Genomic DNA, 8265 nt, shown 5'->3' with positions numbered 1-8265 from the left:
GGCGGGGTCGTCGACTTCCGGATGTTCGGGATCATGGATGCGAGCGTCAACGCCGACGACGCCCTCGACGCCATGGTGAACGACGCGAGCATCCATCGCGTCGAGGGGCACAGCCCCCTCAACTTCATCCGTCGCCACAAGTTCTCCCGATCGAACATCGCCTTCGATTTCGGCGGACACCTCATGACCACCGTCGGCATCGAGAACGCCGGCAAGGACGATCCGTTCGCAGCGGTCATGTTCTTCCGCGGCGAGGTGACCGATGCCGTGCAGGAGGCCAAGCTCGGCGAGGTCGTGCCCGACCTCGGTGACATCTTCCCGGTCGCCGACTCCTCGTTCTTCGCGGTCGGGGACTGGTATGCCGCCGAGGTGAACGCGCTGTCGGGTCGCTGGGAGCGCGAGCTGCAGCGGATGGTGCAGGTGACGCAGATCGTCGACGGCACGCACATCCGCATCAACTACAAGAACGGCTGGCCGCTCGGTAAGGATCGCACGATGACCTGGCGACGGGTCGTGCCGGTGCAGGACGTGACGGTTTCGAACCTGAAGTTCCTCGGCACCGGCACCGACGAGTACACCGGCTCGCACCCGCTGGCGTTCGAGTACGCGGTGCGCTGCGACGTCGACCACATCGACGGCACGGGCACGTTCTGGCCGCTCATCCAGCGGCGCTGGAACACGTACTACTCGACCGTGAGCTGCACGCTGAAGAACCCGACCTCGGTCACCTGGGGAGGTGCCGGCTACCTGACGCAGCAGATCTATTGCCTGTACGGATACGTCGCCAACTGCCACACCGCGAACGCCCGGCACCTGAACGACTTCACCGCGAGCGCCTACTGCCTGGTCGAGAACTGCCACGGCGACGGTGATGACCAGGGTCCGTTCGTCACGCACGGGCAGTACGAGCACGACCTCACCTACACCGGCAACTCGGGACTCATGACGTTCGCGAACTCCGGTGCAGCCTGGGGTTCTGCGGCCAAGCGCATCACCGTGCGCAAGCACGTGTGCTCGTGGTTCGTCGCGCGTGTGCGCATCACCGACCTCACCCTCGAAGATGTGCAGGTGATCGGAAAGCCGTCGCTCGCGGGCTCGGGGATGCTGTGGATCAACGCCGACGGCGCGCAGCTGCGGGGGTGCACCGCGTCTGACACGCTCATCATCACGCAGGCCTCGGACAACTCGGCACGGCCGACGACCATCACGGATTCGCACTTCACGTTCGTTGCCCCCGGCGAGCTCACCAACGCCACGGTGAAGACGCCGGTCACGTTCGTCGACACCGTGCTCGATCGGGTCGGCGGCATGAAGATCGCGGGTGCAGGTGCGGTCACGTTCCGCGGCTCGACACTCACGGCGGCCGACGATGCCGCGCCGATCGCGTCGTCGTCGGAGCGCCTGCGCTTCGAGGGAGCGACGCTCCGCAACGTGCGTATCGCGGCAGCGAGGGCAGAGCGTCAGGCAGTCGAGATCGCGGGATCGGACGTCGCGAACAAGGGCGGCATCGGTGTCGCACGCACCGGCGACGGCGAGCTGCACCTGACGCTGAGCGACAGCACCTTCCGCGCCGAAGGTTCGGCCACGCACGTCTCGGTCACGAAGGGCACCAACCACTACCGCGCGGTAGGCAACCGCTTCGAGGGCGGAGCGCTGGAGCTGACGGACACCGCGTTCGGGGGCTCGTCCACGCTGCTTCACACCGGCAACGTCGAGTCGGGTGTGACTCGCACTGCCTTCCCCACGGAGAGCCCGCGCGTGGTGGACACGGCCAACCTCGTGGTCTGACCCGGACCCGCGACCTGCCCCTGCGACCTGCCCCGCGACCCAGCGCTGAGTGCACCGGATGTTGCCGAGTGCACGGCTTCTCGACGTGAAGGAGCCGTGCACTCGGCGAGAACCCGTGCACTCGGCGGGCCGCGGATGCCTGCGGCGCCGGCGGGTCAGAGGCCGGTGAGTACGACGAGCTTGCCGACGGCGGTGCCCTGCTCCATCGCGGTGTGCGCCTCGGCGATCTGGTCGAACGCGTAGACCCGGTCGATCGGCACGGTGGCCTCGCCGGCCGCGACCGCGTCGAGGAAGCCCTGGAGCACGGTCGGCGGCAGGTCGGCCGCGCCTCCGCCGTAGGCGCTGAGGCGCACGCCGCGGGGAATGTACTCGATCGGGTAGAAGTCCTTCACGGTCCACTGGTTCGAGAGCATCCCGGTGAAGCAGACGACGCCGTGTACGCGGGTCGAGCGGAGCGTGTCCGGCAGGGTGGGTGTTCCGACGAGCTCGAGGGCCGTGTCGACGCCGTCGGGCAGGATCGCTCTGACCTGCGCCTGCACGTCGCCGTCGTCGATCAGCACATGGTCGACGCCGATGCGGGTGAGGGCGTCGGCCCTGTTCGGGTTGCGTGTGGTCGAGAAGACCGTCATTCCGCGCTGCTTCGCGAGCACCGCGGTCGCCATCCCGATCGACGAGGTGCCGCCGCGGATCAGGATCGACTGGCCGGGCTGGGCATCGAGCCCCACGGTGAGCGATCCGTAGGAGGTCTGCAGCATCTCCGGAACGGCGCCGAGGGTGCCCCAGTCGAGGTTGCTCTGGAAAGCGATGACCTGGGTCGCGGGGACGCAGGTGTACTCGGCGTATCCGCCGTCGTAGGTGCGTCCCATCCCGCCCATCACCGCCACGACCTGTTGCCCGGGGGTGAATTCGCCACCGGGTGCGTCGATGACGACGCCCGTCGCCTCGATGCCGAGCACGCGGGGGAAGGTGACGCCCTCCGCGAGGCCGAGCCGGGTGTGCAGCTCGGAGCGGTTCAGGCCGAACGCCTTCACCTGGATCAGCACCCAGCCCTCGCTCGGTGTCGGAATCGGCAGCTCTCGGATCGTGAGCGCCTCCGCGGGGCCCGGTGTGTCGAGCACGATCGCGCGCATCATCTCGGTCATGGGGTGACTCCTGTCGTCGGTACGGGCTTGCGCACCCGAAGGGTGGCGAGCGTGGTGGCGAAGTGCTCAAGGTCGGCAGCGAAGACGCTCTGGAACCACGGCTCCAGCTCTCTGCCGAAGGTCTCGGTCGCGATCGTCAACATGTCCTTGCCCGCCGGCGTGAGCGTGATGAACGAGGCCCGTCGGTCGTCGGGGTTCGGTGTGCGCTCGCAGTAGCCCGCTGCTTCGATGCGAGCGACCAGCTTGCTGGTACCGCCCTCGGTGATCGAGAGCTCGGTCGCGATGTCGGAGGCCCGGCAGTTCTCGATCCTGTCGATGGCCCGCATGGGCTCGAACCAGCTCAGCGGCAGGGAATGCTCGGCGCGGAGACGTCGGTCGACCGCCTCCCAGATCTCCATCTCGAAGCGGATCACATCATCGAAGAGTCGATGCAGGTCCACGGCGCATCCTTTCCACGACCACTGGCTTACTTTCCATGGCAAGTATATGGCGATTCCGTGGACCAGGGTGCGAGAAGGGTGATTCCCGCCCGCGGGCGAGGGGGCGGGCCTAAGCGGCGGGGAGGCCGACGAGCTCGGCGCTGCGCTGCCAGAGCGCCTCGGCGAGAGCCGCGTCGTTCACCTGCGGATTGACCTTCGCGGTCAGCTGACGCTCGTCGTAGTAGGCGCCGGAGAACCACGTTTCATCGGGGGTTCCCTCGATGAACCAGCGCAGGGTCGCGCCGCCTTTGTCTGCACCGATGAGCATGAGGTGCTTGAGTGGCGTGCGGTAGAGCAGCCGCATGATGCTCGACGAGTCCGACGCGAAGTTCGTCTGCACGGTGCCGGGGTGGAACGCCACGGCGCTCAGTCCGTCGGCGTGGAACTTCGTGTGCAGACTCTTGGCGAACAGCACGTTCGCGAGCTTCGCATCCCCGTAAGCCTTGTTCGGACTGAACCGGCGGGTGTTGTCGAGGTCGTCGACATCGAGGTGCCCGAACAGGCGATGGGCGATGCTCGACGTGTTGATGACCGCACCTCCGGCCCGCAGCAGCCGCGGAAGCAGCAGGTTCGTGAGCAGGAACGGTGCCAGGTGGTTGACCTGCATGGTCTTCTCGAAGCCGTCGACGGTCGGAGTGCGATCGCCGAAGATGCCGCCCGCGTTGTTGGCCAGCACGTCGATGCCGGTGTCCCCCACGGCGGCGGCGATCTTCCCGGCCAGCGCCCGCACGTCGTCGAGCCGGGCGAAGTCGGCGGTGAACCACTCGGCTCCGGTCTCCTCGGCGACGGCACGGGTCTTCTCGGCGGAGCGGCCGACCAGGATGAGGCGGTGGGCGGGTCCTGCGAGCTGTCGCGCGGCGGCGGCGCCGATGCCGTCGGAGGCTCCGGTGAGGACGATGGTCTTCGGTGTCATGGTGCGGCTCACTCGGCCGAGACGGACGGCGTGATGCGCTGCACGGCCCTGGTGACATGCTCGGCGATCACGGTGCGTGCCCGTTCGGGGTCGCCGCTCGCGATCGCATCGACGATCTGCTGGTGGCTGCGCACATGCTCCTCCTGCTCGGCGGGATCGAGCGCGGAGTTGGCCGCCTGGATGAAGCCCGTGATGCGACCGCGCAGCTGGCCGCTCACCTCGTCGAGGAATCGGTGCTCGGCGAGGTCGGCGAGCGTCTCGTGGAAGAGGCGATCCTGGCGCAGCACCTCGGCGATGTCGCCAGGGGCGGCGTCGGCCATGGACTGGATGATGGCCCCGAGCCGCGCAGCGGATTCCTGGTTCCACCGTTCCTGCACGCGGATGGCCATGAACTGCTCGAGCACGATCCGCAGGCTGGAGATCTCCTCGAGGTCCTGTGCGCTGAGCTGAGCGACGCGTGCACCGCGGCGGGGTTCCCGTGTGATGAGGCGCTCTTCCGCCAGCCGGGTCAGGGCCTCGCGCACGGGGATGTGGCTGACACCGAGTCGATCGGCGAGCTTGCGTTCGACCAGACGCTCGCCGGGGGCGAGTTCTCCCGAATGGATGGCCGTGCGCAGTTCGTCTGCCACCTGTTCGGCGATGTTCTGATCCGAGACGCTGCGCATTCGGTTGCCCTTCTCGATGCACGGTGCCGTCTGGTCGAGCGGGCGCGCAATCGTTCGATCGATGCTATGGCATTTCGTCGATGGGTGGACACGGCGCCGGATTTGCTAGATGCTATAGCAAGCCTATCCACCGATGACGAAGGAGTTGTCATGTCCGGGACCCGAACCGCCCCCGATACGCGCACACCCGAGGAGGTCGGAGCCTCCGCCATGAAGAAGGCCATCTGGCGCCTCGGCCCGTTCCTCGGGCTGCTGTACCTCGTGGCCTACATGGACCGCAACAACGCGGGGTTCGCCAAGCTCGAGATGACGGCCGCGCTGCAGATCACCGAGGCCGCCTTCGGGTTCGCCGCCGGCATCTTCTTCATCGGCTATCTGCTCTTCGAGGTGCCGAGCAACCTCCTGCTCGAGCGGTTCGGCGCCCGCAAGTGGATCGCCCGCATCATGGTCTCCTGGGGGCTCGTCGCCGCCCTCACCGCGTTCGTGCAGGATGCCACGCAGTTCGCGATCGCGCGGTTCATCCTGGGCATCGCCGAGGCCGGGTTCTTCCCCGGGGTGCTCCTCTACCTCACGCTCTGGTTCCCCCGGCAATACCGCACCCAGGTGCTGGTCGTGTTCGTGCTGTCGAACCCGATCGCGAACGCCGTCGCCGCACCGCTGTCGGGTTGGATGCTCGAACTCCACGGGATGTGGGGGCTCGACGGCTGGCAGCTGGTCTTCCTGCTGCAGGGCATCCCCGCCGTGCTCCTCGCCTTCGTGGTCTTCTTCTGGCTGCCCGATCGCCCGCAGGACGCGCGCTGGCTCGACAAGACGGAGCAGCGCTGGATCACCGACACTCTGGCTGTCGAGACCGCGGCGACCGAGCAGAAGCACGGGCGCCTGCGCCTGCGCGAGGTGTTCAGCAACGGGCGTCTGTGGACCCTGATCGTGCTGTTCTTCGGCGTCGTGTTCGGTGCGTACGGGCTGGGCATGTGGCTGCCGACGATCGTCAAGAGCATGGGCGACTTCTCCAACACCACGACGGGCTGGCTCGTCGCGCTGCCGAACCTGTGCGCGGCGCTGGTCATGCTGCCGTGGGAGCGTGCCGCCAGGAAGCAGGGCAACATCCCGCTGCAGATCGGCATCACGCTGTCGATCACCGCTCTCTCGCTCATGGCCGCGGTCGCGGCGCAGGGCACACCGGTGCTCGCGCTCGCCGCCCTGTGCGTCGGCATGTCGGCGCTGTTCTCGACGACACCGCTGTTCTGGAGCCTGCCGCCCATGGTGCTCACGGGAACGGCGGCCGCGGCCGGACTCGCGTTCATCAACTCCGTCGGCAACCTCGCCGGTTTCGCGGGGCCGTATGCGATCGGGTGGATCAGTGAGACCACGGGCTCCGCGATCTGGGGGCTGCTGCTGATCTCCGCACTCACGTTGCTCGGGGCGACCATCGCGTTCGTGCTGAGCCGGCGACCGGACTTCACGGTTCCCGCTGAGGTGCTGCTGGCCGAGAAGAAGCTCTCATGACCGCGCGGACTCCCCTGGTGCCGGAGGAGACCGTGCGCTCCTCGAGTCGCCGTGCCCTCATGGCAGGACTCGGTGCGGTCGCACTCGGTGCGGCCGGCTCCCTCGCCGTGACGGCGCCCGCACAGGCGGCCCCCGTCGTGGCAGGTGCGAAAGATCTCACGCGAGCGGAGTCCGTCGCCGAGCTGTCCCGCCTCCGAGCTCGCGACGGTGAGGTCGCGATCGTCGCGGGGTACCGCACGCCGGGCGACGCCGGGCTGCTCGTCTACGTCGGCGCCGAGAACGCGAAGATCGAAGCGAACGGCGGTACGGTCATCGCCGGCAAGCGGGGAAGCCGCTGGCTGCTGCAGCACGACGGCACCGTCGACTTCCGGGTCTTCGGCATCGCGGGACCGGAGACCGCGGCCGACGATGCGCTCGCGGCGATGGTGAACGATCCCCGCATCCGCCGGATCGAGGCGAGCACCGACCTGCTGTTCCAGCGGCGGCACCGGTTCAGCCGGTCGTACCTCGAGATCGACTTCGGCGGACACGTCATCACGACCGACGGCATCGAGCCGAACAGTCACGATAACCCGTTCGGCGCCGTGATGTTCTTCACCGGGGTGTCGAAGGACGTCGTGGTCGAGCATGCGCTGGCCGACGCCTGGCCCGAGCTGACCGACGCGGTCTCCGTGCCCGATGCGTCCCGGTTCCCCGTCGACTCCTGGTGGGCGCTGCAGTGCGATCCCGTCGCCGGCGGAGGGGCGGACGAGCGCGAACTCCAGCGCTTCGTGCAGGTGACACAGCAGATCGACGGCACCCATATCCGCATCGACTACCTCAACGGCTGGCCGCTCGACAAGGGTCGGAAGCTCATCTGGCGGCAGATGGAACCGGTCGCTGGCGTGCGCATCGCGAACATGCGGTTCCTCGGCGCCGGACCCTTCGACGGCCCCACCGACGGCTCCTTCCCCGACTCTCGGGAGCTCACCGGCTCCCACCCGATCGCCTTCGAGTACGCGATCCACTGCGACGTCGCCGACGTGCACGCGAGCCGCACCTGGTGGCCCGTGATCATGCGGCGCTGGAACACGCACTTCACCACGGAACGCTGCTCGGTGGAGAACCCGCCGACCGTGTTCTACGGTGGCGCGGGCTACCTCACGCAGCAGATCTACAGCCTCTACGGACGGGTCAGCGACTGCACGTCGTCGAACGCCCGGCACCTGAACGACCTCACCGCCAGCGCCTACTGCATCGTCGAGAACTGCCACGGCGACGGTGACGACCAGGGCGGCAACCCGTTCACCACGCACGGGCAGTACGAGCACGACCTCACCTTCATCGGCAACTCGGGTCTGATGGACATCGCGAACTCCGGCGCGCAGTGGGGCACCGCCGCCAAGCGCATCACGGTGCGCGACCACGTCTGCTCCTGGTTCGTCGCCGGCACCAAGATCAGCGATCTGACGCTGGAGAACGTGCGCGTGATCGGCCGCTCCACCTTCGATCCGCAGGCGTCCATGACCATCAACGCAGACGGCGCCCAGGTGCGAGGGTGCACTGCGGGACTTCTGGCGATCGGACAACGGTCGCAGCGCTCGTCGCGACCGACCGTGATCTCGGACTCCACCTTCGCGCTGCCGAAGGACCAGGTGCTCGTGCAGACCCCGGTCACGGCTCCTGTGCGCTTCGTGGACTGCACGATCACCGGGATCGACGGGGTCAAGGCTCGCGGGTCGGGTCCGGTCGAGTTCGTGGACTGCCGCCTCAGCGGCCCGGCGCCGGGTGCG

Annotated in this window: 7 protein-coding genes; 3 read left to right on the top strand and 4 right to left on the bottom strand. The window is 68.0% G+C overall.

Annotation, left to right across the window (positions count from 1 at the left end):
• Positions 1–1788 (top strand): peptidase C14 (locus tag DSP71_RS08275; RefSeq protein WP_220151097.1); only part of this gene is annotated, 1788 nt, incomplete at its 5' end.
• 155 nt (positions 1789–1943) lie between these two features.
• On the opposite strand, the gene DSP71_RS08270 is transcribed toward DSP71_RS08275, so the two are convergent.
• From DSP71_RS08270 to DSP71_RS08255, 4 genes are all read right to left on the bottom strand, one after another.
• A complete protein-coding gene (locus DSP71_RS08270; RefSeq protein ID WP_174799740.1) occupies positions 1944–2930 on the bottom strand; it encodes a zinc-binding alcohol dehydrogenase family protein in 987 nt (328 codons plus the stop codon).
• Positions 2927–3370, bottom strand: coding sequence for a MarR family winged helix-turn-helix transcriptional regulator (locus DSP71_RS08265; protein WP_197429177.1), 444 nt, complete (start codon positions 3368–3370; stop codon positions 2927–2929). Before DSP71_RS08265 ends, DSP71_RS08270 begins: the two co-directional genes overlap by 4 nt.
• 109 nt (positions 3371–3479) lie before the next feature.
• Positions 3480–4322, bottom strand: coding sequence for an SDR family NAD(P)-dependent oxidoreductase (locus DSP71_RS08260; protein ID WP_113680835.1), 843 nt, complete (start codon positions 4320–4322; stop codon positions 3480–3482).
• 8 nt (positions 4323–4330) lie between these two features.
• Positions 4331–4987, bottom strand: a complete 657-nt coding sequence (locus DSP71_RS08255) for a GntR family transcriptional regulator (RefSeq protein WP_046748137.1) — start codon at positions 4985–4987, stop codon at positions 4331–4333.
• Positions 4988–5137: 150 nt separating this feature from the next.
• Here DSP71_RS08255 and DSP71_RS08250 point away from each other — a divergent pair, with 150 nt between their 5' ends.
• Positions 5138–6493: an MFS transporter gene (locus DSP71_RS08250; protein ID WP_113680834.1), complete on the top strand. Its 1356-nt coding sequence runs from the start codon at positions 5138–5140 to the stop codon at positions 6491–6493.
• On the top strand, positions 6490–8265 hold a 1776-nt coding region (locus DSP71_RS08245), incomplete at its 3' end, for a peptidase C14 (protein WP_258546329.1). The genes DSP71_RS08250 and DSP71_RS08245, both read left to right, overlap by 4 nt.

Source organism: Microbacterium sp. H6 (genome assembly GCF_003314775.1).
GTDB lineage: Bacteria > Actinomycetota > Actinomycetes > Actinomycetales > Microbacteriaceae > Microbacterium > Microbacterium oxydans.
Note: the sequence above shows the minus strand (reverse complement) of the source record. Positions and strands in the feature narration are given on the sequence as shown.